At 71.7% G+C, this 22,979-nt stretch carries 20 protein-coding genes; 8 read left to right on the plus strand and 12 right to left on the minus strand.

Features of this window, described 5'->3' with window-relative positions; translation table 11 throughout:
- Window positions 1–32 precede the first annotated feature (32 nt).
- Together ACPT94_RS28045 and ACPT94_RS28050 are read right to left on the minus strand one after the other, a co-directional pair.
- Window positions 33–572: a response regulator gene (locus ACPT94_RS28045; protein ID WP_360346190.1), complete on the minus strand. Its 540-nt coding sequence runs from the start codon at window positions 570–572 to the stop codon at window positions 33–35.
- Window positions 573–735: 163 nt separating this feature from the next.
- The gene (locus ACPT94_RS28050) at window positions 736–1,077 is read right to left on the minus strand and encodes a chorismate mutase (protein ID WP_360346188.1); all 342 of its coding nucleotides are present in this window, start codon (window positions 1,075–1,077) and stop codon (window positions 736–738) included.
- Between the two features lie 100 nt (window positions 1,078–1,177).
- Here ACPT94_RS28050 and ACPT94_RS28055 point away from each other — a divergent pair, with 100 nt between their 5' ends.
- Window positions 1,178–2,074 carry a hypothetical protein gene (locus ACPT94_RS28055; protein WP_360346186.1) on the plus strand — a complete coding sequence of 299 codons (897 nt, stop codon included), beginning with the start codon at window positions 1,178–1,180 and terminating at the stop codon, window positions 2,072–2,074.
- Window positions 2,075–2,286: 212 nt separating this feature from the next.
- Here the strand turns inward: ACPT94_RS28055 and ACPT94_RS28060 are convergent, their stop codons facing one another.
- Entirely contained in the window at window positions 2,287–3,729 is a 1,443-nt protein-coding gene (locus tag ACPT94_RS28060; RefSeq protein WP_360346184.1) for an MFS transporter, read from the minus strand.
- A 175-nt stretch (window positions 3,730–3,904) separates the two neighbouring features.
- Here ACPT94_RS28060 and ACPT94_RS28065 point away from each other — a divergent pair, with 175 nt between their 5' ends.
- Window positions 3,905–4,375, plus strand: coding sequence for a MarR family winged helix-turn-helix transcriptional regulator (locus ACPT94_RS28065; RefSeq protein ID WP_360346182.1), 471 nt, complete (start codon window positions 3,905–3,907; stop codon window positions 4,373–4,375).
- A gap of 132 nt (window positions 4,376–4,507) precedes the next feature.
- Here the strand turns inward: ACPT94_RS28065 and ACPT94_RS28070 are convergent, their stop codons facing one another.
- Both ACPT94_RS28070 and ACPT94_RS28075 read right to left on the minus strand, forming a co-directional pair.
- The gene (locus ACPT94_RS28070; RefSeq protein WP_360346180.1) at window positions 4,508–5,413 is read right to left on the minus strand and encodes an SDR family oxidoreductase; all 906 of its coding nucleotides are present in this window, start codon (window positions 5,411–5,413) and stop codon (window positions 4,508–4,510) included.
- Entirely contained in the window at window positions 5,410–6,228 is an 819-nt protein-coding gene (locus tag ACPT94_RS28075) for an SDR family oxidoreductase (RefSeq protein ID WP_425247122.1), read from the minus strand. The genes ACPT94_RS28070 and ACPT94_RS28075 overlap by 4 nt, the downstream gene beginning before the upstream one ends.
- Before the next feature lie 221 nt (window positions 6,229–6,449).
- Here ACPT94_RS28075 and ACPT94_RS28080 point away from each other — a divergent pair, with 221 nt between their 5' ends.
- The 4 genes from ACPT94_RS28080 to ACPT94_RS28095 are packed head-to-tail and all read left to right on the plus strand — an operon-like array spanning window position 6,450 to window position 9,885.
- Complete coding sequence (locus tag ACPT94_RS28080) at window positions 6,450–7,211, plus strand: enoyl-CoA hydratase family protein (protein ID WP_360346176.1); 762 nt, start codon at window positions 6,450–6,452, stop codon at window positions 7,209–7,211.
- Window positions 7,212–8,063 (plus strand): CoA transferase subunit A, encoded by an 852-nt coding sequence (locus ACPT94_RS28085; RefSeq protein ID WP_360346174.1) that lies wholly within the window; start codon window positions 7,212–7,214, stop codon window positions 8,061–8,063.
- On the plus strand, window positions 8,060–8,827 hold the full coding sequence (locus tag ACPT94_RS28090) for a CoA-transferase subunit beta (protein ID WP_425247123.1): 768 nt from the start codon (window positions 8,060–8,062) through the stop codon (window positions 8,825–8,827). Before ACPT94_RS28085 ends, ACPT94_RS28090 begins: the two co-directional genes overlap by 4 nt.
- Window positions 8,827–9,885: an NAD(P)H-dependent flavin oxidoreductase gene (locus ACPT94_RS28095; RefSeq protein ID WP_360346170.1), complete on the plus strand. Its 1,059-nt coding sequence runs from the start codon at window positions 8,827–8,829 to the stop codon at window positions 9,883–9,885. Before ACPT94_RS28090 ends, ACPT94_RS28095 begins: the two co-directional genes overlap by 1 nt.
- Window positions 9,886–10,032: 147 nt before the next feature.
- On the opposite strand, the gene ACPT94_RS28100 is transcribed toward ACPT94_RS28095, so the two are convergent.
- Genes ACPT94_RS28100 through ACPT94_RS28110 form a run of 3 tightly spaced genes read right to left on the minus strand, consistent with a single transcriptional unit; the run spans window position 10,033 to window position 12,681 of the window.
- Window positions 10,033–11,190, minus strand: coding sequence for an acetyl-CoA C-acetyltransferase (locus tag ACPT94_RS28100; protein ID WP_360346168.1), 1,158 nt, complete (start codon window positions 11,188–11,190; stop codon window positions 10,033–10,035).
- Between the two features lie 35 nt (window positions 11,191–11,225).
- Window positions 11,226–11,861 (minus strand): TetR/AcrR family transcriptional regulator, encoded by a 636-nt coding sequence (locus ACPT94_RS28105; RefSeq protein WP_360346166.1) that lies wholly within the window; start codon window positions 11,859–11,861, stop codon window positions 11,226–11,228.
- Between the two features lie 22 nt (window positions 11,862–11,883).
- The gene (locus tag ACPT94_RS28110; RefSeq protein ID WP_360346164.1) at window positions 11,884–12,681 is read right to left on the minus strand and encodes an SDR family oxidoreductase; all 798 of its coding nucleotides are present in this window, start codon (window positions 12,679–12,681) and stop codon (window positions 11,884–11,886) included.
- 48 nt (window positions 12,682–12,729) lie between these two features.
- Here ACPT94_RS28110 and ACPT94_RS28115 point away from each other — a divergent pair, with 48 nt between their 5' ends.
- A complete protein-coding gene (locus tag ACPT94_RS28115) occupies window positions 12,730–13,869 on the plus strand; it encodes an acyl-CoA dehydrogenase family protein (protein ID WP_360346162.1) in 1,140 nt (379 codons plus the stop codon).
- Window positions 13,869–14,819 (plus strand): acyl-CoA dehydrogenase family protein, encoded by a 951-nt coding sequence (locus ACPT94_RS28120; RefSeq protein WP_360346160.1) that lies wholly within the window; start codon window positions 13,869–13,871, stop codon window positions 14,817–14,819. The genes ACPT94_RS28115 and ACPT94_RS28120 overlap by 1 nt, the downstream gene beginning before the upstream one ends.
- Window positions 14,820–14,826: 7 nt before the next feature.
- On the opposite strand, the gene ACPT94_RS28125 is transcribed toward ACPT94_RS28120, so the two are convergent.
- The 4 genes from ACPT94_RS28125 to ACPT94_RS28140 form a co-directional block, all read right to left on the minus strand.
- Window positions 14,827–15,555 (minus strand): vWA domain-containing protein, encoded by a 729-nt coding sequence (locus ACPT94_RS28125; RefSeq protein ID WP_360346158.1) that lies wholly within the window; start codon window positions 15,553–15,555, stop codon window positions 14,827–14,829.
- A 117-nt stretch (window positions 15,556–15,672) separates the two neighbouring features.
- Window positions 15,673–17,136: a glutamate synthase subunit beta gene (locus tag ACPT94_RS28130; RefSeq protein ID WP_360346156.1), complete on the minus strand. Its 1,464-nt coding sequence runs from the start codon at window positions 17,134–17,136 to the stop codon at window positions 15,673–15,675.
- Window positions 17,129–21,730 carry a glutamate synthase large subunit gene (gene gltB / locus ACPT94_RS28135; protein ID WP_360346154.1) on the minus strand — a complete coding sequence of 1,534 codons (4,602 nt, stop codon included), beginning with the start codon at window positions 21,728–21,730 and terminating at the stop codon, window positions 17,129–17,131. Before gltB ends, ACPT94_RS28130 begins: the two co-directional genes overlap by 8 nt.
- A gap of 382 nt (window positions 21,731–22,112) precedes the next feature.
- A complete protein-coding gene (locus tag ACPT94_RS28140; RefSeq protein WP_360346152.1) occupies window positions 22,113–22,844 on the minus strand; it encodes a VIT1/CCC1 transporter family protein in 732 nt (243 codons plus the stop codon).
- Window positions 22,845–22,979 lie beyond the last annotated feature (135 nt).

Genomic DNA, 22,979 nt, shown 5'->3' on the forward strand with positions numbered 1-22,979 from the left:
CCGCGCCCAAGGTACGGGGATGGGTGTGTGCGCTACGGCGCTGTCGGTGCGGTGGTGCCCGGGGTGCGGGCGTCGGTGTCGCGTTGGACGGGGACGCGGGCGGGCGGGGGCGTGTCCTCGGTCGTGGGGTCGCCGGGGTCCTTGACGAGGGCGCGCAGGGTGCGTACCTCGTGTTCGAGGGCGAGGTGGCGCAGGTGGGCGTCGTAGAGGTAGCGGACCTTGGTGCGCAGGGCCCAGGGGTCGACGGGTTTCATGACGAGGTCGGCGACGCCGAGGGCGAAGGCGGCGGCCGTGAGGTCGTGGTCGGGGCCGAAGCCGGTGAGCAGGATGACGGGGATGTGCTGGGTCTGCTCCAGGCGCCGCATGTAGCGGACGACCTCGAGTCCGCTGACGCCGGGCATGCGGACGTCGAGCAGGAGGAGGCCGACCTGGCCGCGCAGCACCTGTTTGAGGGCTTCGTCGCCGGTGGTGGCGCGGGCGAGCAGGTAGCCCAGCGGGGCCAGGGCGCTCTCCAGCGCGTAGAGCGTGTCCTGGTGGTCGTCGACGATGAGGATCTTCGCATCCGGCGGCATGACCCGATGTCCCTCCCGCGATGGGAGCACCAGCTTACGTCCGAACGCTGACGGGGCGTGCCCGGTGGCTGACGCGCAGTGCCCGCCGGTGGGGGGTGCGGGGCGCGGCCCCGTCGGGTCTCGCGGGGCCGGTGTCGGCGGTGCGGGGTGGTGTCCGTCGAGGTCAGGCCCGGGTGTCGTGCAGGGTGTCCTCGGCGATGCGCTCGTGGTGGCGGATCACCTCGGCGATGATGAAATTGAGGAACTTTTCAGCGAAGGCCGGGTCCAGCTTTGCGCTCTCGGCGAGGGCGCGCAGCCGGGCGATCTGGCGGGCCTCGCGGGCCGGGTCGGCGGCGGGGAGCTGGTGGCGGGCCTTGAGGTGGCCGACCTGCTGGGTGGCTTTGAAGCGTTCGGCGAGCATGTGGACGACGGCCGCGTCGATGTTGTCGATGCTGTCGCGCAGCCGTGCCAGTTCCTCGTGGACGGCGGGGTCGACGTCACCGGTTCCGTTGGTGCTGGTGGTCATGGGCGTTCACCCTAGTGTGTCGCCGGTGCGAGGGCGGGTGCGGGAGTGTCGGGGGCCCTCGTACAGTGGATTCGGGTTCACGGCGTGTTGGGGGTCGGGCGTGGGCAACGGCGGACCGGTCGAGCACGGCTACCCGCATCTGGAGACGGTGCGGGCCGCCATCACGGCGCTGTACAGGCGGTTGTCGTACGACACCGTGCATCAGTTCGCGACGAGTGTGGCGCCGGTGGATGTGGCGTTCTGCGACACGGATGATCTTCATCTGGGGGCGCAGCGGGTGGCGCGTGAGCTGGTGCGGCACTTCCGGTTGCCGGACGCGCGGATGGTCGTCGGTTTCCGGGAGATGGTGTACGCGGCGAATGTGGAGCTGGCGGCGGGTCCGGAGTACTTCGTCGAGTTGAACGAGCGGTTCCGTACGCATCGGCGGGACATCGGTGCGGCTCTGGCGCACGAGATCATGCATGTCTTCCTGCACCGGCTGGACCTGTCGTTTCCCGGCACGCGTGACAACGAGATCCTGACGGACACGGCCACGACCTATCTGGGGGCGGGCTGGCTGCTGCTCGACGCGTTCCGGGAGGACGCGGACTCCTCGCAGAAGCTGGGGTATCTGACCCCGGAGGAGTTCGGGTACGTGCTGGCCAAGCGGGCGGTGGTCTTCGGTGAGGATCCGTCGGTGTGGTTCACCAGTCCGCAGGCGTACACGGCGTATGTGAAGGGCAGGGAGCGGGCGCGGCTGGACGAGCAGCAGCCGCCGCTGACGGCGGCCGGCTGGGCGGGCCGGCGGCGCTATGCGCGCGACCGGCGGCACGCTCAGGACCATCGTCTCGTCGCCGCCGTCCCGGACGCCTCGTACGCGTTCGTCCCGGACGCCCGGGGGCCGTTGCGGGTGACGTTTCCCTGTCCGACGTGTCATCAGCGGATCAGGGTGCCGGTGCGGGGGCGGGTGAGGGCGCGGTGTGCGTTGTGCCGGACGGTGCTGGAGTGCGACACGTAGGGGTACGGGGCCGTAGGGCGGTACGGCGTCGCATGCCGGTACGGCGCCCCTCGGATGCCGGTACGGCGTCGAGGGGGCTGCCCGTGTCGGGAGCCCCCTGAACGAGCCGGTGCCGGCTCACTGGTCGTCGGTCGTCGGTCGCCGGACCGGCCGGCGGTCCTCAGCCGCCGGAGTGGCCGGCGGTCCTCAGCCGCCGGAGTGGCCGGCGGTCCTCAGCTGCCGGAGTGGCCGGCGGTCGCCGTGCGTGGCAGCAGCGCGCACAGTGCCGCGCACAGCAGGAATCCGCCCGTCACCCAGGGCATCGCCGTGTCCAGCGCCTCGGTCAGGCCGTCGTCGGCGTGGCCGAAGAAGACCGTGCCGATGATCGCCGCGCCGAGGGCGCCGCCGAACTGCTGGGCGGTGGAGAAGATCCCGGACGCCCCGCCGGCGAGGTCGGCGGGTACGGCGGAGAGGACCACGTTCACCAGCGGTACGACGAGGAAGCCGAGGCCGGCGCCGGCCACCGCCAGTCCGGGCACCAGTGGCCACGCCCCGGTGTGGGTGGGTGAGGCGTCGGCGACGGCCGACCAGACCCAGGCGAAGCCGCCGGCCATCAGCAGCGCTCCGGCGCCGAGCACGTGCCGGCCGTGGCGTACGGCGAGCGCGTCGGCGGCCGGGGCGGTGAGGAAGCCGCCGACGGAGAAGGCGACGGTGAGCACGCCGGCCTGCATCGGGGTGTACCTCTGGCCTGCCTGCAGCCAGACGGCGAAGACCAGGAAGAAGCCCTGCATGCCGACGGAGAAGAGAAGCTGCACCAGGACGCCCACGGAGAACGCCGGCAGCCGGAAGGCGCGGGCCGGAAGCAGCGGTACCGTGCCGGCGCGCCGGCGCCGCGCCTCGAACACACCGAGGCCGGTGACCGCGAGGACGCCGGCGGCCAGGCAGGCCCAGCCCCACAGCGGCCAGCCGTTCTCCCGGCCCTGGACCAGCGGCAGCACGATCGCCACCAGGCCGGCGGCCAGGACGAGGCTGCCGAGGGCGTCGGGCCGGCCGGCCGAGCGTTCCTTCGTGGCGGGCACGAGCAGCGCCCCGGCGACGAACGTCACCAGCGCCACCGGCACGTTCACCAGGAACACCGAGCGCCAGCCCCAGCCGAACAGGTCGGCGTCGGTGAGCACCCCGCCGAGCAGCAGCCCGATCGCGGAGGCGAACCCGGCGACGGCGCCGTACATCCCGAAGGCCGCGCCGCGCTCCTTGCCGTGGAAGAGGGTGCGGAAGGAGCCGATGACCTGCGGGATCAGCACCGCTGCCAGTACGCCCTGTGCGGCGCGCGCGGCGATCAGCTGGCCGGGCGACTGTGCGACGCCGCACGCCAGGCTGGTCAGACCGAAGCCCGCGGTGCCGACGAGGAAGAGGGTGCGCCGGCCGAGGCGGTCGCCGAGATGCCCGGAGACGATCAGGGCGGCCGCGAAGCCGAGCAGGTAGGCGGAGACCGTCCACTGGAGGTCGCTCGCGGAGGCGTGCAGGTCGTGGCCGATGGAGGGGATCGCGACGTTCACGATCGTCGTGTCCAGCAGGTCCATGAGCGCGGCGGTCATCATGACGACGGCGGCGGCCCAGCGGCGCGGGTGGGGGTCGGTCGCGGTGGGCGGTGAGGTCGTGACGGTGGTGGACATGGGTGTCTCCCGTTGGGCTGCGGTGTGGAGGCCTGGTGGGCGGGCTGCCCGGCGTGGGGGCGCTGGACTCGATCCCGAAATTTATTTCGTTCGACCTAACGAAATACTTGCATCGACAGCCCAGCGGACGCAAGTCCTTAGTTCGACCGAACGAAATATTTGCTAGTCTGCGGACATGGCAGAGACCGACGACGCCCGACGGGCCGCCACGCTCGAACGCCTCATGACCGTGGGGCGGCAGCACAGTGCCGTCACGGTGATGTTCCATTCGGCGATCGCCGCGAAGCAGGGCCTGAACGCCACGGAGGAGAAGACCCTCGACTATCTCCAGCGGCAGGGACCGCTCACCGCGAAGGACCTCGCGGAGCTGACGGGCCTGGCCCCGGCCTCCGTCACCGGCCTGGTCGACCGGCTGGAGGCCAAGGGTTTCGTGCGCCGGGTCAAGCACCCCACGGACAAGCGCCGCGTACTCGTCGAGCCGATCGAGGCGAAACTCAGCGAACTCGCCGGGTTCTTCGAGGACTGGGCCCGCGAGATCGTCGAGGCCTGCGCGCAGTTCACGACGGACGAACTGGACACCGTGAACCGGTTCCTCACGGTGATGACCGAGCAGCAGCGGAGGGCGACGGCACGCCTGACGGACTGACGGCAGCCCACCCGGAGCGTGACCGGCACACCGGCCTCCTCAAGTCCCAGCCCGCTCGGTCTCCCAAGTCCCCAGCCCGCTCGGCCTCCTCACGCCCCAGCCCGCCCGCCCTCCTCAGATCCCCCCGGATTCTCACGCCCCGTAGACCGCCCCCGGAACCGTCGCTTCCGTCAGCAGCTTCGTCACCGTCTCCCCCGCTTCCGCCGGGCTCCATCGCGCTCCCTTGTCTGCCGTGGGGCCCGGGCGCCAGCCCTCCATGACGGTGATCCGCCCGCCCTCCGCCTCGAAGACACGGCCCGTGACGCCCTCGCTCGCGGGGGAGCCGAGCCAGACCACCAGCGGGGAGACGTTCTCCGGGGCCATCGCGTCGAAGCCGGTGGCGGGTGCGGCCATGGCGTCGGCGAAGGTGCGTTCGGTCATGCGGGTGCGGGCGGCGGGGGCGATGGCGTTGACCTGGACGCCGTAGCGGGCGAGTTCGGCGGCCGCGACCAGCGTGAGGGCGACGATCCCGGCCTTCGCGGCGCTGTAGTTGCCCTGCCCCACCGAGCCCAGCAGACCCGCTCCGCTGCTGGTGCTGACGACCCGGGCGGTGGGCGTGCGGCCGGCCTTGGCCTCGGCACGCCAGTGCGCCGCCGCGTACTTCAGGGGGAGGAAGTGGCCCTTGAGATGAACGCGTACGACAGCGTCCCAGTCGTCCTCGTCGAGGTTGACCAGCATGCGGTCGCGCAGGAAGCCGGCGTTGTTGACGAGGGTGTCGAGACGGCCGTACGTCTCCAGGGCGGTCGCGACGAGGGATGCGGCGCCCTGACTCGTGGCGATGTCGGCGGCGTGTGCGACGGCCTCGCCACCCGCCTCGCGGATCTCTGCGGCGACCCGGGCGGCCGGGCTGTCGGGGTGCGGGGTGCCGTCCAGGCCGACCCCGAGGTCGTTGACGACGACGCGGGCGCCCTCGGCGGCGAACGCGAGGGCGTGGGCGCGGCCGAGGCCCCGGCCGGCGCCGGTGACGACGACGACCCGGCCCGCGCAGATTCCGCTCATCTCACTTCTCCCTGTTGACGGTTGACGGTTGCCGTGTTCGCCGCGTCCGCCCGGTCCGCCGCGTTCGCCGCGTCCAGGAACGCGGGCCGCTCCCCGCCGCCGTGGACGTGGAGGCTCGCCCCGCTGATGTAGGCGGCGGCGTCCGAGGCGAGGAAGACGGCCGCGGCGCCGACGTCCGCCGGGTCGGCCAGGCGGCCGAGCGGAACGGTGCGGGCGACGGCGGCGATCCCGTCGTCGTCGCCGTAGTGGAGGTGGGACCGCTCGGTGCGGACCATGCCGACGACGAGGGTGTTGACGCGGATGTCCGGCGCCCATTCCACGGCCATCGAGCGGGCGAGGTTCTCCAGTCCCGCCTTGGCCGCTCCGTACGCCGCCGTGCCGGGCGAGGGGCGGCTGCCGCTGACGCTGCCGATCATCACGATCGAGCCCCTGGCCCGCTTGAGGTGCTCGTAGGCGGCGAGGGACACGGTGAGCGGCGCGAGGAGGTTCAGTTCGAGGACGCGGACGTGCCGTTCGGCCTCGGCCCGGGCGAGAGGACGGTAGGGGGCGCCGCCCGCGTTGTTGACGAGGACGTCCAGCCGGGGCAGAGCGGTGAAGAAGTGCCGTACGGCATCGGCGTCCCGTACGTCCAGCGGCACGAACTCCGTGTTCGGCAAGGGGACTTCGGGTGGGCGGCGGGCGCAGATCACGACCTCGGCGCCGGCCTCGGCGAAGGCTCGCGCGATGCCGGCGCCGACGCCCCGGGTGCCGCCGGTGACGACGACCGTCCTGCCCTGCGGCGAGTCGCCCGCGGGAGCGGTCTGCCGGTCTTGCACCGGAGCGGTCTGCCGGTCTTGCGCCGGAGCGGTCTGCCGGTCTTGCGCCGGAGCGGCCTGTCGGCGTTGCACGGGAGCGGCCTGCTGGTTTTCCACAGGAGCGGCTTCCGGGTTTTCCACAGGGCCTCCCGCTCGTCTGCGGCGACTGCTAGCTTCGAAGCCTCACACCTAACAAATGTTTGGTGGAAAGGTAGCTGAGTGCGAAGGTAGCTGATGCGCGCATGGGTGTCTCCACCTCGTCCCCGGAAAAGGGGATTTCCGTCGTCACCGTCGACTTCCCACCGGTGAACGCGCTGCCGGTGGAGGGCTGGTTCGCGCTGGCCGACGCCGTGCGCGCGGCCGGCCGTGATCCGCAGGTGCGGTGTGTGGTGCTGACCGCCGAGGGGCGGGGGTTCAACGCGGGCGTGGACATCAAGGAGATACAGACGCGGGGGGCCGGCGCGCTGGTCGGCGCCAACCGGGGCTGCTTCGAGGCCTTCGCGGCGGTGTACGAGTGCGAGGTGCCGGTGGTGGCGGCGGTGCGGGGCTTCTGTCTGGGCGGCGGGGTGGGGCTGGTGGGGAACGCGGACGCGATCGTGGCCGGTGAGGACGCGGTGTTCGGGCTGCCCGAGCTGGACCGGGGCGCTCTGGGCGCGGCGACGCATCTGGCCCGGCTGGTCCCGCAGCACTTGATGCGCACGCTGTACTTCACGTCGCGCACGGTCACGGCGGCCGAGTTGCACGCGCACGGCGCGGTGTGGCGGGTGGTGCCGCCCGGCGAGCTGCTCGGGGCCGCGCTGGAGCTGGCCCGTGAGATCGCCGCGAAGGACGGGGAGCTGCTGCGGCTGGCCAAGGCCGCGCTGAACGGCATCGATCCGGTCGACGTGCGCCGCAGCTACCGCTTCGAGCAGGGCTTCACCTTCGAGGCGAGCGCGAGCGGAGTCGCCGACCGGGTCCGCGCGGGTTTCGGGAAGGACGCGAGTTCAGGGAAGGAGGGGACGTAGGTGAGGGACAAGACGATGACCGCGGACGAGGTCGTCTCCCGGCTGGAGAGCGGGATGACCCTCGGCATCGGCGGCTGGGGTGCGCGCCGCAAGCCGATGGCCCTGGTCCGCGCGCTGCTGCGCTCCGACGTCACCGACCTCACGGTCGTCTCGTACGGCGGTCCGGACATCGGGATGCTCGCGGCGGCCGGCCGGATCCGCAGGCTGGTCACCGCTTTCGTCACGCTCGACTCGATCCCGCTCGAACCGCACTACCGGGCGGCGCGCGAGCGCGGCGCGTTCGAACTGACGGAGGTCGACGAGGCGATGTTCATGTGGGGGCTGCACGCCGCCGCGAACCGGCTGCCGTTCCTGCCGGTGCGGGCGGGGATCGGTTCGGACGTGATGCGGGTCAACCCACAGCTGCGGACGGTCACTTCGCCGTACGAGGACGGGGAGACGTTCGTCGCGATGCCCGCGCTGCGGCTGGACGCGGCGCTGGTGCACGTGGGGCGGGCCGATCGGCGGGGCAACGGGCAGTACCTCGGTCCCGATCCCTACTTCGACGACCTGTTCTGCGAGGCGGCGGACGCGGCCTACGTCTCCTGCGAGCGGATCGTGGACACGGCCGAGCTGACGAAGGAGGCCCCGCCGCAGACCCTGCTGATCAGGCGGCACACGGTGACGGGCGTGGTCGAGGCGCCGCAGGGCGCGCACTTCACGTCCTGCGCGCCGGACTACGGGCGGGACGAGGCCTTCCAGAAGGAGTACGCGGGCCTGCCGTGGGCGGAGTTCGCCGGGCGGTTCCTGGCGGACGGGGACGAGCAGGCGTACCGGGCGGCCGTGCGGGCCTGGCACGAGGAGCGGTCATGACCCATGTCGACGGCCACCGGGCCGCGCCGGTCACCGGCGATTCACGGGCCCCCGCGACCCGCGCGGAGTACTGCGTGATCGCCTGCGCCGAGGCCTGGCGGGGCGCGGGCGAGATCCTGGCGAGCCCGATGGGTGTGATCCCGTCCATCGGCGCGCGGCTCGCCCGGCGCACCTTCGCCCCGGACCTGCTGCTCACCGACGGCGAGGCGATGCTCGTGGACGCGGACGGCACCGTCGAGGGCTGGCTGCCGTACCGGCGGCATCTGGCCCTGGCCGCCGGCGGGCGCCGGCACGTGATGATGGGCGCGAGCCAGCTCGACCGGTACGGCAACCAGAACATCTCCTGCATCGGCGACTGGAGCCGGCCCACCCGGCAACTGCTCGGGGTGCGCGGGGCACCGGTCAACACCCTGAACCACCCGACGAGTTACTGGGTCCCCAAGCACTCCCGGCGGGTCTTCGTCGAGCGGGTCGACATGGTGTGCGGGGTGGGGTACGACCACGCCGACGGCGCCCGCTACCACCACCTCGCGCGGGTCGTGACCAACCTCGCCGTCCTCGACTTCGCCACACCCGACCGCTCGCTGCGGCTGGCGTCGCTGCATCCGGGGGTGACGGTGCAGGAGGTGCGGGAGGCGACCGGGTTCGCGCTCGCGGTCCCGGACGAGGTGCCGTACACCCGTGATCCGACGGCGCGGGAGCTGGAGCTGGTCCGTGAGGTGGTCGATCCGCACAACGCCCGCGCACGGGAGGTCCCGCAGTGATGGAGACCGCGCTCACCCGGCTGGTCGGGGTCCGTCACCCGATCGTGCAGACCGGGATGGGATGGGTGGCGGGCCCCCGCCTGGTCGCGGCGGCGGCGAACGCGGGCGCGCTGGGCGTCCTGGCCTCGGCGACGATGACCGTCGACCGGCTGCGTGAGGCGATACGCGAGGTGAGGTCCCGGACCGACGCGCCGTTCGGGGTCAACCTCCGCGCGGACGCGCAGGACGCCGGGGACCGGGTCGGTGTCCTCGTCGACGAGGGTGTGCGGGTGGCGTCCTTCGCGCTCGCCCCGTCCCGGGAGCTGATCGCCGAGCTGAAGGCGGCGGGTGTCGTCGTCATCCCCTCCGTCGGCGCGCGCCGGCATGCCGAGAAGGTCGCCGCGTGGGGGGCGGACGCGGTGCTCGTGCAGGGCGGGGAGGGCGGCGGGCACACCGGCGAGGTGGCGACGACGGTGCTGCTGCCGCAGGTGGTGGACGCCGTGGACATCCCGGTCGTGGCTGCGGGCGGCTTCTTCGACGGGCGGGGGCTGGTCGCGGCGCTGGCGTACGGGGCCGCGGGGGTCGGCATGGGCACGCGGTTCCTGCTGACGTCGGACTCGACGGTGCCGGACGCGGTGAAGGCGCGGTACCTGGCGGCGACGGTCCGGGACGTCACCGTGACCTGGGCGGTGGACGGTCTGCCGCACCGCATGCTGCGCACGGAGCTGGTGGACGCCCTGGAGCGGTCCGGGCGGGTGCGGGCGCTGGGGCAGGCGGTCCGGCGGGCGGCGGGGTTCCGGCGGCTGTCCGGGCTGACCTGGCGGCAGCTGGTCCGCGACGGGCTCGCCCTGCGGCACGGCAAGGAGCTGTCCTGGAGTCAGGTCCTGCTGGCCGCGAACACGCCGATGCTGCTGAAGTCGGCGATGGTGGACGGCCGGACGGATCTGGGGGTGATGGCGGCGGGGCAGGTCGCCGGAGTGATCGACGACCTGCCGTCGTGCGCCGAGTTGGTGGAGCGGATCATGAAGGAGGCGCAGGAGGCACTGGAGGGGCTGGAGGCGCTCAGAGCCGTTCGATGATGGTGACGTTGGCCTGTCCGCCGCCTTCGCACATGGCACCACCCCCAACGGCCCCCTCGCACTGCTCGGCCCGAGGGGCCTCACAGGCTTCGGGAGCCTGTGCCGGACTCCGTCCGCCGAAGCGGTGGCCGTGCTCCGCCGCTCGCGTCACAGCCGTTCGATGATGGTGACGTTGGCCTGTCCGCCGCCTTCGCACATGGTCTGGAGGCCGTAGCGGCCGCCCGTGCGTTCCAGTTCGTGGAGCAGGGTCGTCATCAGTTTGGCGCCCGTCGCGCCCAGCGGATGGCCGAGGGCGATCGCGCCTCCGTTGACGTTGACCTTCTCCGGGTCGGCGCCCGTCTCCTTCAGCCAGGCGAGGACGACGGGTGCGAAGGCCTCGTTGATCTCGACGAGGTCGATGTCGTCGATGGTGAGACCGGTCTTCTTCAGGGCGTGGGCGGTGGCGGGGATCGGTGCGGTGAGCATGCGGATGGGGTCCTCGCCGCGCACGGAGAGGTGGTGGACGCGGGCCCGGGGCCGCAGTCCGTGCTCGCGGACCGCGTCCTGCGAGGCCAGGAGCAGGGCGGCGGCGCCGTCGGAGACCTGTGAGGAGCAGGCGGCGGTGACCGTGCCGCCGTCGATGACCGGTTTCAACGCGGCCATCTTCTCCAGGGAGGTGTCCCGGCGTGGCCCCTCGTCGACGGCGGCGTCCCCGTACGGCGTCAGTTCCCGGTCGAAGCGGCCCTCGTCGATGGCCCGGACCGCCCGCTCGTGGGAGCGCAGGGCGAACTCCTCCTGGTCCGGTCGGCTGATGCCCCACTTGGCGGCGATCATCTCGGCGCCGGCGAACTGGTTGACGGGCCGGTCGCCGTAGCGGGCCCGCCAGCCCTCGCTGCCGGCGAAGGGGCCCTGGGTGAAGCCGAGCGGCTCGGCGGCCTGCCGGGTGGCGAAGGCGATCGGGATCTGCGACATGTTCTGCACGCCGCCCGCCACGACCAGGTCCTGGGTGCCGGACAGCACGGCCTGCGCGGCGAAGTGCACGGCCTGCTGCGAGGAGCCGCACTGCCGGTCCACGGTCACGCCCGGCACCTCCTCGGGCAGCCCGGCCGCCAGCCAGCAGGTGCGCGCGATGTCGCCGGCCTGCGGTCCGACGGCGTCCAGGCAGCCGAAGACGACGTCCTCGACGGCGGCCGGGTCGACCCCGGCCCGGGAGACCAGGGCCTTCAGGACGTGTGCGCCCAGGTCGGCGGGGTGGACCCCGGCGAGCCCTCCCCCACGCCGCCCCACGGGCGTGCGGACCGCTTCGACGATGTAGGCCTCGGCCATGGCAACTCCCCAGACTCTCCGATGAGCTACGTGAGTTACGTACGCACGGCGATCCCGTCCAGCACCATCGACAGGTACTGCCGGGCGATCTCCTCCGGGCTGTGCTGTCCGCCGGGCCGGTACCAGGACGCGGCGACCCAGACGGTGTCGCGCACGAAGCGGTAGGTGAGCCGGACGTCGAGGTCGGACCGGAAGACCCGGTCGGCGACCCCGCGCTCCAGCGTGGACAGCCATGCCTTCTCGAACTTGCGCTGCGAGTCGGCGAGGAACGTGAACCGTTCCTGCGCCGCCAGCTGTCTGGACTCCTTCTGGTAGATCGCGACGGCGGCGCGGTGCCGGTCGATCTCCCGGAACGACTCGGTGACCAGGGCTTCGAGGGTCTCGCGCGGGCCCAGTCCGGCGTCCAGGACGGCGTCGTAGCCGTCCCAGAGCTCGTCGAGGAAGGTGCGCAGGATCTCCTCCAGCATCGACTCCTTGGAGTCGAAGTGGTAGTAGAGGCTGCCCGCGAGCATGCCCGCGTGGTCCGCGATCTTGCGGACGGTGGTGGCGTTGTAGCCCTGCTCGGCGAAGACCTCGGCGGCGGTGGCGAGGAGTTCGCGGCGGCGGTCGCGGGGGGCGGCGGCCGCGGGGGGCTCTTTGGCGGTCACCTGGGGTTGCTTCTTCGTAGGCACGCGCACATTCTCGCCTCCCGCCTCAGGCCCGCTGACTGCTGACCGACACGGCCTCGCCGGTCATGTACGAGGAGTAGCCGGAGGCCAGGAAGACGATCACGTTGGCGACCTCCCAGGGCTCGGCGTAGCGTCCGAAGGCCTCGCGGGAGGTCAGTTCCTCCAGGAGTTCGGCTGAGGTCACCTTGGCGAGGTGGGGATGCATGGCCAGGCTCGGTGCGACGGCGTTGACCCGCACCCCGTACTCCGCCGCCTCGACCGCGGCGCACCGGGTCAGCGCCATCACGCCCGCCTTGGCGGCGGCGTAGTGTGCCTGGCCTGCCTGGGCACGCCAGCCGACGACGGAGGCGTTGTTGACGATCACGCCGCCGTCGCCTCGGTCGCGTTGCTCGCGAAAGAGGCGGAGCGCGGCCCGGGTGCACCGGAAGGTGCCGTTCAGCGTCACGTCCAGCACGCGCGACCACTGTTCGTCGCTCATGTCCACGAGCGCGGAGGTGCCTCCGAGGCCCGCGTTGTTGACCACGACGTCCAGCCGCCCGTGCTCCCGCACGGCCGCCTCGAACAGTGCCCTCACCTGGGTCTCGTCGGTGACATCGCAGGTGAGCGCCGCGACCGCGCCCGGGAACCGCCGTCCCAGCTCGGCCTCGTGCTCCTTCAGCCGCCGGGCGTGGGCGTCGCTGATCAGCACGCGCGCTCCCTCTTCGAGGAAGCGGCGAGCGGTCGCGCCGCCGATTCCCGCGCCCGCGGCCGCGGTGATGACGGCGGTACGCCCCGCCAGCAGCCCGTGCCCGGGTACGTACGCCGGAGTCTCGACGCCTGTCATAGGGCCACGCTAACCTACCAAACACTTGTTAGGGAAGGATCGTCGTCGATGGATCTCGCCTTCACGCAGGAAGAGGAAGCCTTCAGGGCCGAGGCCCGTGCCTGGCTGAAGGCCCATGTGCCGTCCGCTCCCCTCGCCTCCCTGGAGACCGAGGCGGGCTTCGCCGCCCATCGCGCCTGGGAGGCCGAGCTGGCCGCGGACCGCTGGTCGGTGGTCGACTGGCCGGCGCGGTACGGCGGCCGGGACGCCGGCCTGATCCGCTGGCTGCTCTTCGAGGAGGAGTACTACGCGGCGGGCGCACCGGGACGCGTCAGCCAGAACGGCGTCGGTCTCCTCGCCCCCACCCTCTTCGCCCACGGCACCGCGGAGCAGCGCGCCCGCGTCCTGCCGGCCATGGCCACCGGCGAGGTGATCTGGGCGCAGGCCTGGTCGGAGCCCGAGGCCGGCTCGGACCTGGCGTCCCTCAGGGCGAAGGCGGTCCGCACGTCCGGCGGCTGGCTGCTGAGCGGCCAGAAGACCTGGTCCTCCCGCGCGGCCTTCGCCGACCGCGCCTTCGGCCTGTTCCGCAGCGACCCCGATGCCCCGAAGCCCCATCAGGGCCTCACCTACGTGATGTTCGACCTGCGGGCGTCCGGCGTCACGGTCCGCCCGATCGGCCGGCTCGACGGGAAGCCGGCGTTCGCGGAGCTGTTCCTGGACGACGTGTTCGTGCCCGACGAGGACGTGATCGGCGAACCGGGCCAAGGGTGGCGGATCGCCATGTCGACGGCTGCCAACGAGCGTGGGCTCACGCTCCGGTCCCCCGGGCGGTTCCTCGCCTCGGCCGACCGCCTCCACGCCCTCTGGCAGGACCGGGGCAGCCCGGACAGCGTCGCGCACCGCGTCGCCGACGCCCTGATCGGCGCCCGCGCCTACCAGCTGTTCACCTACGCCGCCGCCTCCCGCTTCCTGGCGGGCGAGCCGCTGGGCCCGGAGGCCAGCCTGAACAAGGTCTTCTGGTCCGAGTACGACATCGCGCTGCACGAGACGGCCCTCGATCTGCTGGGCGCCGACGGCGAGTTGGCGGACTCCGACTGGTCCGAGCGGTACGTCTTCTCCCTCGCCGGACCCATCTACGCCGGGACGAACGAGATCCAGCGCGACATCATCGCCGAACGCCTGCTGGGCCTGCCGAAGGGACGCCGCTGATGCGCTTCCTCCTCGACACCGAACAGCGGGCGTTCGCGGACTCGCTGCACACGATGCTCACAGCCGCGGACACGCCCTCGGTGGTGCGGGACTGGAGCCGCGGCGACCCCGCGGGCGGACGGGCACTGTGGTCCCGTGTCGCGCAGGCCGGTGTCTTCGCGCTGGCGGTCCCCGAAGAGTACGAGGGGGTGGGTGTCCGGCCCGTGGAACTCGCCGTCGCGTTCGTCGAGTTGGGGCGGCACGCGGTGCCGGGGCCGCTGGTGGAGACGGTCACCGCCGCCGCGCTGCTCGCCGGGACGGCTCACGCCGAACGGTTCCTGCCGGGGCTCGCCACGGGCGAGGCGATGGCGACGGTCGCGTACGACGGCTCGTACGCGCTGGACGCGGACGTGGCCGCCCACCGCTTCTCCCTCTCCCCCGACGGGCTGCGTCTGGCGCCCGGCGCGGCCGCCGTACGGGCCTCCCTCGATCCCGCCCGCCGGCTCAGCGTCCTCCTCCCGGGCGGCGAACTCCTCGCCCCGCAGCCGCCCCTGCCGCAGGCCCTCGCGCTGGCCCGCCTCGCCACGGCCGCGCAGGCCCTCGGCGTCGGCCTCGCGCTGCTCGACCGGACCGTCGCGTATGTGCGGCAGCGCGTGCAGTTCGGCGTGCCCATAGGCTCCTTCCAGGCGGTGAAGCACCGGCTGGCGGACGCGAGAGTCGCCCTGGAGTTCGCGCGCCCGCTCGTCCTCGGCGCCGCGCTCACCCTGGCCCCGGCGGACGTGGCCGCCGCGAAGCTGCGCGCCTGCGAGGCGGCGTACACCACCGCCCGGACGGCGCTGCATCTGCACGGTGCGATCGGCTACACGGCCGAGTACGACCTGTCCCTGTGGCTCACCAAGGCCCGCGCCCTGCGCACGGCGTGGGGCAGCCCGGACGAGTGCCGTGCGGACGTCCTCCGGGCTCCCTCGTGAGACCGGCTCACCGGCCCGGCGGTACGATCCCCTGCGCTCGCGCGGCCACCAGCCACTTCGGGAACTCGCCCACCAGCCGGTCGTACAGCTCCGCGTCCGACACCTGCCGGGGGTCGGCACCGGCGTGGAAGAAACCGGCGTTGTCGACGGCGCGCTTGTCCGGTACGGACAGCTCGTCGAGCTTGCGCAGGTAGTCGAACTGGCGGCTGCCCGGGTCGCCGAAGCCGATGAACTGCCAGAACAGCGGTAGCTTCGCCGCCTTGCACAGATACCGTTCGGCGGCGAGCTTGTTGATCGGGCCGCCGTCGGTCTGGAAGACGACCAGGGCGGGAGCGGTGGAGCCGCTGTCCAGGTAGTGGTCGATGACGGCGTCCATCGCCAGGTGGTAGCTGGTCTTGCCCATGTGCCCGAGGCCCGCCACGATCCGCTCGACGCGCCCCTGGTGGTCGGCGAGGGCGATGTCGGTGACGGCGTCGACGTCGGTGGAGAAGAAGACCACGGGCACCCGGCCGTCGTCGTCGAGGTGCGCGGAGAGTCCCAGCACCCGGTCGGCGAGCGCCTGCACACTGCCGTCCCGGTAGTACGGCTTCATCGAACCGGAGTAGTCGACCACCAGGTAGACGGCGGCGCGCAGTCCGTCCAGGCCGTGCTTGGTGAGGGAGACACCGGCGGTCTTGTACAGGTTGACCAGCGCAGGTGCGGTCTCCTGGACCTTGCTGAGAGTGATGGCGGCCATGGCCCCACCCTCCCACACGACAAGGCGACGGCGCCTGTCCAGTCGTCCGGTCGGGGACTGTGGACAGGCGCCGTCAGTGTTCCGTACGCCGTTGTACGGGACGTTCTTGGTGTGCCGTCAGACCATCAGCGCGCGGTCCGTCGGGCGGATCGGCGCCGGCAGGTCGCTGGCGCCGGTCAGGAAGCGGTCGACCCCGCGGGCGGCCGAGCGGCCCTCCGCGATCGCCCACACGATGAGCGACTGGCCGCGGCCCGCGTCACCGGCGACGAACACGCCCGGCACGTTGGTCTGGAAGTCGGCGTCGCGGGCGATGTTGCCGCGCTCGTCGAGGTCCAGGCCGAACTGGTCGACCAGGCCGTTCTCGCGGTCGGTGCCGGTGAAGCCCATGGCGAGGGTGACCAGCTGGGCGGGGATCTTGCGCTCGGTGCCCGGCTTCGGGGTCAGCTTGCCGTCGATGAACTCGACCTCGGTGAGGTGCAGCCACTGGACGTTGCCGTCCTCGTCGCCCTCGAAGTGGGTGGTGGAGACGGAGTAGACCCGCTCACCGCCCTCCTCGTGCGCGGACGTGACCTTGTACAGCATCGGGAAGGTCGGCCACGGCTGGGTGACGGCGTTCCGCTCCTCGCCCGGGCGGGGCATGATCTCCAGCTGCGTGACGGAGGCCGCGCCCTGGCGGTGGGCGGTGCCCACGCAGTCGGCGCCGGTGTCGCCACCGCCGATGACGACGACGTGCTTGCCCTCGGCCGAGATCGGCGGGGAGACGTAGTCGCCCTCCTGCACCTTGTTGGCCAGCGGCAGGTACTCCATGGCCTGGTAGATGCCCTTGAGCTCGCGGCCCGGCACCGGCAGGTCACGGGCGGTCGTCGCGCCGGCGGCGATGACGATCGCGTCGTACCGCTTCTTCAGGTCGGTCGCCTTGAGGTCGCGGCCGATCTCGATGCCGGTGCGGAAGCGGGTGCCCTCCGCGCGCATCTGCTCGATACGGCGGTTGATGTGCCGCTTCTCCATCTTGAACTCGGGGATGCCGTAGCGGAGGAGGCCTCCGATGCGGTCCGCGCGCTCGTAGACGGCGACGGTGTGGCCCGCCCGCGTGAGCTGCTGGGCGGCGGCCAGGCCGGCCGGGCCGGAACCGATGACCGCGACGGTCTTGCCCGACAGGCGCTCGGGGATCTGCGGGGCGACGTCACCGGTCTCCCACGCCTTGTCGATGATCGAGACCTCGACGTTCTTGATAGTAACCGGCGGCTGGTTGATGCCCAGCACACACGCCGACTCGCACGGAGCGGGGCACAGGCGGCCCGTGAACTCCGGGAAGTTGTTCGTGGCGTGCAGGCGCTCGGAGGCGGCCGCCCAGTCCTCGCGGTAGGCGTAGTCGTTCCACTCGGGGATCAGGTTCCCCAGCGGACAGCCGTTGTGGCAGAACGGGATGCCGCAGTCCATGCACCGGCTGGCCTGCTTGCTGATGATCGGCAGCAGCGAACCGGCGACGTAGACCTCATTCCAGTCCTTGACGCGCTCCTCGACGGGGCGGGTCCTGGCGACCTCGCGGCCGTGGTTGAGAAAGCCCTTGGGATCAGCCATTGGTCGCCGCCTCCATCATCTTCTCGGTGATCTCGGTCTCGGAGAGACCGGCTCGCTCGGCGGCGTCCTTGGCGGCGAGCACTGCCTTGTACGTGCTGGGGATGATCTTGCTGAAGCGGGCCACGGACGCGTCCCAGTCGGCGAGGAGCTTCTCGGCGACGGTCGAGCCCGTCTCCTCGGCGTGGCGGCGCACCACGTCGTGCAGCCACTGCTTGTCCGTGTCGTCCAGCGCCTCGATCGCGTCGACGTTGCCGACGTTGACGTTGTCGCGGTTCAGGTCGATCACGTAGGCGACACCGCCGGACATGCCGGCCGCGAAGTTGCGGCCCGTCTCGCCGAGGACCACCGCGTGACCGCCGGTCATGTACTCGCAGCCGTGGTCGCCCACGCCCTCGGAGACGACGGTCGCGCCGGAGTTGCGCACGCAGAACCGTTCGCCGGTACGACCGCGCAGGAACAGCTCACCGCCGGTCGCGCCGTACGCGATGGTGTTGCCCGCGATCGTCGAGTACTCGGCGAGGTGGTCGGCGCCCCGGTCGGGACGGACGATCACCCGGCCGCCGGAGAGGCCCTTGCCGACGTAGTCGTTGGCGTCGCCCTCCAGGCGCAGCGTGACACCGCGCGGGAGGAAGGCGCCGAAGGACTGGCCCGCGGAACCGGTGAAGGTGATGTCGACGGTGTCGTCGGGCAGGCCCGCGCCACCGAACTTCTTCGTCACCTCGTGGCCGAGCATGGTGCCGACCGTGCGGTTGATGTTGCGGATGGAGACCTGGGCGCGCACCGGCTGGGCGTCGGTCGCCGAGTCGGCGGCCAGCGCGTCGGCGGCGAGCTTGATCAGCTCGTTGTCGAGCGCCTTCTCCAGGCCGTGGTCCTGGGCGATCAGCTGGTGGCGCACCGCGCCCTCGGGCAGCTCGGGCACGTGGAACAGCGGCTCCAGGTCCAGGCCCTGCGCCTTCCAGTGGTCGACGGCGCGCTCGACGTCGAGGACCTCGGCGTGGCCGACGGCCTCCTCGATGGAGCGGAAGCCCAGCTCGGCGAGGAGTTCGCGGACCTCCTGCGCGATGAACTGGAAGAAGTTCACCACGTACTCGGCCTTGCCGGTGAAGCGGTCGCGCAGCGTCGGGTTCTGGGTGGCGATGCCGACCGGGCAGGTGTCCAGGTGGCAGACGCGCATCATGACGCAGCCGGAGACGACGAGCGGCGCGGTCGCGAAACCGAACTCCTCGGCGCCGAGCAGCGCGGCGATGATCACGTCACGGCCGGTCTTCAGCTGGCCGTCGGTCTGCACGACGATGCGGTCGCGCAGGCCGTTGAGCAGCAGCGTCTGCTGGGTCTCGGCGAGGCCGAGCTCCCAGGGGCCGCCCGCGTGCTTCAGCGAGGTCAGCGGCGAGGCGCCCGTACCGCCGTCGTGGCCGGAGATGAGGACGACGTCCGCGTGCGCCTTGGACACACCCGCCGCGACCGTGCCGACGCCGACCTCGGAGACCAGCTTGACGTGAATCCGCGCCTGCGGGTTCGCGTTCTTCAGGTCGTGGATCAGCTGGGCCAGGTCCTCGATGGAGTAGATGTCGTGGTGCGGGGGCGGGGAGATCAGACCGACACCCGGGGTCGAGTGACGGGTCTTCGCCACCCACGGGTACACCTTGTGGCCGGGCAGCTGGCCGCCCTCGCCGGGCTTGGCGCCCTGGGCCATCTTGATCTGGATGTCGTCCGCGTTGACCAGGTACTCCGAGGTCACGCCGAAGCGGCCGGAGGCGACCTGCTTGATGGCGCTGCGGCGCGCCGGGTCGTACAGGCGCTCGGGGTCCTCGCCGCCCTCACCGGTGTTGGACTTGCCGCCCAGCTGGTTCATGGCGATGGCGAGGGTCTCGTGCGCCTCCTTGGAGATGGAGCCGTACGACATGGCGCCGGTGGAGAAGCGCTTGACGATCTCGGAGACCGGCTCGACCTCGTCGATGGAGATCGGCTGCCGGCCCTCGGTCTTGAAGCCGAACAGGCCGCGCAGCGTCATGAGGCGCTCGGACTGCTCGTTCACCCGGTCCGTGTACTTCTTGAAGATGTCGTAGCGGCCGGAGCGCGTGGAGTGCTGGAGCCGGAAGACCGTCTCCGGGTCGAACAGGTGCGGCTCGCCCTCGCGGCGCCACTGGTACTCGCCGCCGATCTCCAGCGCGCGGTGGGCGGGCGCGATGCCGGACGCCGGGTACGCCTTGGCGTGCCGGGCGGCGACCTCCTGGGCGATGACGTCGATGCCGACGCCGCCGATCTTGGTGGCCGTGCCGTTGAAGTACTTCTCGACGAAGGCCTCGTCGAGGCCGACGGCCTCGAAGACCTGGGCGCCGCGGTAGGAGGCGACGGTCGAGATGCCCATCTTGGACATGACCTTCAGGACGCCCTTGCCGAGGGCGTAGATGAGGTTGCGGATCGCCTTCTCGGGCTCCAGGCCGTTGATGAAGGTGCCCGCGCGCAGCAGGTCCTCGACGGACTCCATCGCCAGGTACGGGTTGACGGCGGCGGCGCCGAAGCCGATCAGCAGGGCGACGTGGTGGACCTCGCGGACGTCACCGGCCTCGACCAGCAGGCCCACCTGGGTGCGCTGCTTGGTGCGGATGAGGTGGTGGTGGACGGCGGCGGTGAGCAGCAGCGACGGGATCGGCGCGTGCTCGGCGTCGGAGTGGCGGTCCGACAGGACGATCAGACGGGCGCCGTTGTCTATGGCGGCGTCGGCCTCGGCGCAGATCTCCTCGATGCGCGCGGCCAGCGCCTCGCCCCCGCCGTGCACCCGGTACAGACCGGACAGGGTCGCGGCCTTGAAGCCGGGCATGTCGCCGTCGGCGTTGATGTGGATGAGCTTGGCCAGCTCGTCGTTGTCGATGACCGGGAAGGGCAGGGTGACGCTCCGGCACGACGCGGCGGTCGGCTCCAGCAGGTTGCCCTCGGGGCCCAGCGACGAGCGCAGGGAGGTGACGAGCTCCTCGCGGATCGCGTCCAGCGGCGGGTTGGTGACCTGCGCGAACAGCTGGGTGAAGTAGTCGAAGAGCAGCCGCGGGCGCGAGGAGAGCGCGGCGATCGGCGAGTCGGTGCCCATCGAACCGATCGGCTCGGCACCGGCCTTGGCCATCGGCGCGAGGATGACGCGCAGCTCTTCCTCGGTGTAGCCGAAGGTCTGCTGGCGGCGGGTGACCGAGGCGTGGGTGTGCACGATGTGCTCGCGCTCGGGCAGGTCGCCCAGCTCGATCTCGCCGGCCTCCAGCCACTCGGCGTACGGCTTCTCGGCGGCGAGCTGCGCCTTGATCTCGTCGTCCTCGATGATGCGGTGCTCGGCGGTGTCGACGAGGAACATCTTGCCGGGCTGCAGGCGGCCCTTGCGGACGACCTTGGCGGGGTCGATGTCGAGGACGCCGACCTCGGAGCCGAGGACGACGAGGCCGTCGTCGGTGACCCAGTAGCGGCCGGGGCGCAGACCGTTGCGGTCGAGGACGGCGCCGACCTGGGTGCCGTCGGTGAAGGTGACGCAGGCGGGGCCGTCCCAGGGCTCCATCATCGTGGAGTGGTACTGGTAGAAGGCGCGGCGGGCCGGGTCCATGGAGTCGTGGTTCTCCCACGCCTCCGGGATCATCATCAGCACGGAGTGCGGCAGCGAACGGCCGCCGAGGTGCAGCAGCTCCAGCACCTCGTCGAAGGACGCCGAGTCCGAGGCGTCCGGCGTACAGACCGGGAAGATGCGCTCGATGGCCCTCTCGTCCGACCCGAACAGGTCGGAGACGAGCTGCGACTCGCGGGCGCGCATCCAGTTGCGGTTGCCCTTGACGGTGTTGATCTCACCGTTGTGCGCGACGAAGCGGTAGGGGTGGGCGAGCGGCCAGCTCGGGAAGGTGTTCGTGGAGAAGCGGGAGTGGACCAGGGCGACGGCCGAGGCGAAGCGGCGGTCGGACAGGTCGGGGAAGAACGGCTCCAGCTGGCCGGTGGTCAGCATGCCCTTGTAGACGATCGTCCGCGCGGACAGCGACGGGAAGTAGACGCCGGCCTCGCGCTCGGCGCGCTTGCGCAGCACGAAGGCCTTGCGGTCGAGGGCGATGCCCTTCGACCCGCCGTCGGCGACGAAGATCTCGCGGAAGGCGGGCATCGTCGACCGGGCGGTGGCGCCGAGCAGTTCGGGGGCGACGGGGACCTCGCGCCAGCCGAGGACCGTGAGGCCCTCCTCACCGGCGATCGTCTCGATCTGCGAGACGGTCTCGGCGGCGGTGTCCTCCGGCAGGAAGGCGATACCGACGGCGTAGGCACCGGCCTCGGGCAGTTCGAAGCCGGCCACCTCGCGGAAGAAGGCGTCCGGCACCTGGGTCAGGATGCCCGCGCCGTCGCCGGAGTCCGGCTCGGAGCCGGTGGCGCCGCGGTGCTCGAGGTTGCGCAGAACGGTCAGCGCCTGCTCGACCAGCGTGTGGCTCGCCTCGCCCGTGAGGGTGGCCACGAAGCCGACGCCGCAGGCGTCGTGCTCGTTGCGGGGGTCGTACATACCCTGCGCAGCAGGGCGAGCATCCATGAAGGACCAGTTCTGGCCATTCGCGGAGTGCTGGGACGGCTGGCGCGGCGTACGCATCGGCTCTCCCGTCGTCGTCTCAAGTGGCATATGCAGATTGCCGAGGGACGACGTTGGCCCTCTGCGTGAGTGCAAAATTTCGTGCAGGTTACATGATGGAGCGGTGCTCGGGAACCGGATACTCCGTTCCAGCATGCGGACGCCGCGGGGTGGCGACGGGTGCCGCGCACAACGGCTTGAAGTATGTGGGGACCGAGCCGGACAAGATCGATCAGATCGGTGTCCATCGGCCCGCGGGGCGGGAGGAGCGTCGTCGCCCATCCCGCGAGTGCGCCGCAGGCGTCTTTGCCCACAGCGCTTACGGCTCATGCCCGGTGGTTAAGCATTCGAAACCAGTCAGTAACGGCTACTTATGCGGCCCCACGCATAAGTAGCGGCCGAACTATCCTACGGCCGTTCCGAACAAACTGCCCAGGGCGTACGTCACACCGGCCGCGGCACCACCGAGGGCGAGCTGCCGCAGACCGCTGTACCACCAGCTCCGCGCGGTCACCCGCGCCACGACGGCACCGCACAGGAAGAGCCCGAGCAGCGCGAGCAGGACGGCCGGCCACAACGCGGTCGCGCCCAGCAGATAGGGCAGGACGGGCAGCAGCGCCCCCAGCGCGAAGGAGCCGAAGCTCGACACGGCGGCGACCAGCGGCGACGGCAGATCGCCGGGATCGATGCCCAGCTCCTCGCGGGCGTGTATCTCCAGGGCCTGCTCGGGATCGCGCGACAACTGCCTGGCGACCTCCCGCGCGAGGTGGGACTCGACCCCGCGGGCCTCGTACAGCGCCGCCAGCTCGGCCTCCTCGTCCTTCGGGTGCTTTCTCAGCTCGCGCCGTTCCACGTCGAGTTCGGCCTCGACGAGCTCACGCTGCGAGGCGACCGAGGTGTACTCACCGGCGGCCATGGAGAAGGCGCCGGCGGCGAGCCCCGCGAGCCCGGTCAGCACGATGGTGTGCTGACCGACCGACCCACCCGCCACACCGGTCATCAGAGCGAGGTTGGAGACCAGACCGTCCATCGCGCCGAAGACGGCGGGCCGCAGCCAGCCGCCGTTGACGTCCCGGTGCGTGTGGTTGTCGCGGTGCGCCTCGTGCAGCGCCGCCTCGGTCTCGATGAGGGCCATACCGATCTCCAGGGGAAACGTCTCGGCACCACCCGGCGCGCGAGCACGGGCGGCCTTGTCGACTTCGTCTTTGGACTACTTCTACTTTTCGACAACGCCCAGAGTACGTCTCGCCATTCCCGCCCGCCAGCAAGG

This window comes from Streptomyces aurantiaciflavus (genome assembly GCF_049808595.1).
Lineage (GTDB): Bacteria > Actinomycetota > Actinomycetes > Streptomycetales > Streptomycetaceae > Streptomyces.